The organism is Hymenobacter lapidarius (assembly GCF_001816145.1).
Taxonomy (GTDB): domain Bacteria; phylum Bacteroidota; class Bacteroidia; order Cytophagales; family Hymenobacteraceae; genus Hymenobacter; species Hymenobacter lapidarius.
The window spans coordinates 1-2,861 of record NZ_MDZB01000008.1; the positions used below are offsets into that span (position 1 = coordinate 1).

Sequence of the window (2,861 nt, forward strand, 5' to 3'; positions counted from 1 at the left end):
CGCGGCAATGAGGGCGGCGCACTGCTCCTGGCTCTTGTTGAGCAGGGAGCTGAGGTAGCCGGTGGGCGCGTACTGGCCCTCGGTCCGGACGTAGTAGCAGTAGGTCTGGCCCTTCACCAGGGCGGGGTCCCGGTCCTGATAGGTGCCGCCGGTGGCGGTGGTGGGGGCCGTGGCAATCTGCACATAAGGGCTGCCGGCCGCGCCGTTGCGGCGGTAAATCACCACCGGCTTGAGCGAGTTATTCCACGGCACGCGGTAGGTCCAGCTCACGGTGAAGGACGTGGGCGGGTTGTTGGGCACCACCGTCACGCGCACGCTGCTGGCGGGTGCGGCCACTTCCCGCACCGGCAGGCTGCCGTTGCTGAAGCTGCGGATAAACTCCAGCTGGTAAGTGTACTGCCGGTCCAGGGTATTGAGGCCGGTATCGACAAACGACGTGTCGTTGAGGGACGTGAACGTGCGCACCGGCGTGAAGGCGGTGGGCGCCAAGCCCTCGGCCCGCGAGAGCACGAACGAAGGCGTGCCATCGAACACGGTGCCCGCCGCGGGGCGGGGCTGCGTCCAGCGCACCGCTATCTGGCCCTGGGTGGCGCTAGTTACTTCCACGTCCACATTCTTGAGCTGAGCGGCGCGGCCCACGAAGCTGGCGCAGGCCTCGGCCGAGGCAATGCTGGCCCCAAACGCAGGCCCGGGAAAATCAGCATAGATGCGGTAGCAGTACGTTTTGCCGCGCTCCAGGCCCAGATTCTGGCCGCCGGCGTTGGTGTTGTTATCGGTGAAGGAAGTGGCACTGGCCGGCACGGTGGCAATGCGCACGTACCCCGACGAGGCCGGAATGCCGGTTTCGCACGGGCCGGGCACAAAGCCCGAGGGGTTTTCCTTGCGGTAGATGTGAATAAACTGGGCGTTGGCGCACGTGTAGGTGTTCCAGGTGAGCAGGGAGCGGTTGAGGCCGGTGCTGGCATCGGGGGCGGCGCGCAGGTTCTGGGGCGGCGGCCCCACCACGGTGATGCGCCAGGTTTTCTCGTCAATCAGCGGCGGGTTGGCCGCCGTCACGGGCGAGGGATTATCCTGGGCCTTGAACACGACCAGATAGGGCAAGCGGGCCACGTTGGCGCACTGGGTTTGCCACACAAAGGTACCGCGCGCCGTGGGCGGGCCGGTAGCCGTCTGGGTGAATCGGGCCGGGGGGATGATACCCGAAAAAGCAAACAGGGTAACCGGCGTCTGCGGGCTGGTGGGCGACACGCCGTCCACGGCCGTCACCAGGCCCGTCACGGTTTCGCCCGCAATCACGCAGATGTCTTCCGGAATGGTGATGATGGGACGCAGATTGGCCGTGTTGGTTATAATAATCTGAATGTCGCGAATCACCTCCCCTATTTTGCGGCGGCCGGCGGGCGTGCGCCGCCACTCCTCCACCACCATGGCCACGTTGTAGATGCCAGCCCGGCTGGGCGCGTTCCAGGTGATTTGCCCGGTGTTGATGTCCTGCACAAAAATGGCCGCCTCGCCTGGTCGTCCCACCGGCACGCCGGCGTAGGGCACCTGCACCGCGGCCCCTCCCGTGAGAATGGGGTCGGCCGGAAACCGGTAGTTGGGCACGGTCACCGGCAAGGGGCGGTTGTTGCCCGTGGCCACGGCTCCGTTGCCGAGCGTGCAGGGCGCGCCCAGGGTGCCTTCCACTCCCAGGGCCACTTTGCGGCTATCCTGCAGCTTAAAGGAAAGCGAGTCACCGTCGGCATCGAACCCGCCAGGGTTGTGCAAAAACACCTGCCCCGTTGCGCCTTTATCAATGGCCGGCGTGGTAAGAATGGGCGAGCGGTTGGGGGAAAAGCGGTTGATGTTCAGCGCGGGGTCCAGGGTGAAGGTGGTGCTGATGTAAAACGATTGGTTAATCGAATTATCCATGTTCAGCACGCCGCCATTGCGGTTTTCTCCAATGAAGCTAACCGTGAATTCCCCCGACGAGGGATAGGTGTGCTCGAAGAAATAAATGTTCAGCGCGGAGTCCGTATTGCCCGGAATCGACCGCTCGCCGCCGGCCCGCGGGACGGCATCCAGGCATGACGAAGTGCCGTCGCCGAAGAAGATGGTGGCCGTGGGCTGCTTGGCCGGCGTTTGCCCGCCAATGCCGACGATGTCGGTGTAAAGCACCATTTTGAAAAACACCCGCCGCGAACCCAGTGGCGCGTTTTGGGTAGTGTCGCCCTTGGCCTGAATGTCGCCGGCGCGAATGTGCGAAGCCGATGCCTTTTCGGGCATCAGGCCCAGCCCCACCAGCAGAACGGCCGCCAGCAGCCCGAGCCGGGCCCGAACTTTGCGGTGCAGTGAAAAGAAATGTTGCATATAAACGGGTAGCGTGGAAGATTAAGTACCAAAACCAGCGGCCTCGCCTCGCCAGCTGATGACCGGCTGGGCGACGAAAAGGCAGCCGCAGCCCCAAGAAAGTTTGAAGGTAAACGAGAATGCGTGCGCGTGCCACACAACCCCACGCGCTACCCGAAAGATTGCACCTGCATCCGCCCTGAATTTCTTCGCCTTACCAGTCAACAGATTAAAATAAAAGGCCGCTCCCTATACGGAGCGGCCTTTCCAGTAGCTGATAAAAAAAGAGTCACTTAGCGCACAATTTCGACCCAGCCCTTGTAGGTGCGCTTGGTGTTGGCGAAGTCGGCAAACTCTACCTCGGCCAGGTAGTAGTAGATGCCGTCTACCACCTTATTGCCGCTGCTGGCTTCGGCCACCGGCCCGCCACCAGCCCAGTTGATGAGGACGCGGTCGGCGGAGGTGGTCACGTTCTCGAAGACCTTCACGCCCCAGCGGTTGAAGGCCTGGAAGCGGATGCGCCGCACCGGGCT

General features: G+C 63.3%; 2 protein-coding genes. Both read right to left on the reverse strand.

Annotated elements, in window-relative coordinates; all coding sequences use genetic code 11:
• The coding region (locus BEN47_RS00105; RefSeq protein ID WP_070724178.1) for a fibronectin type III domain-containing protein at positions 1–2,349 on the reverse strand (2,349 nt) is incomplete at its 3' end.
• 272 nt (positions 2,350–2,621) lie between these two features.
• The coding region (locus tag BEN47_RS00110) for a T9SS type B sorting domain-containing protein (RefSeq protein WP_139147327.1) at positions 2,622–2,861 on the reverse strand (240 nt) is incomplete at its 5' end.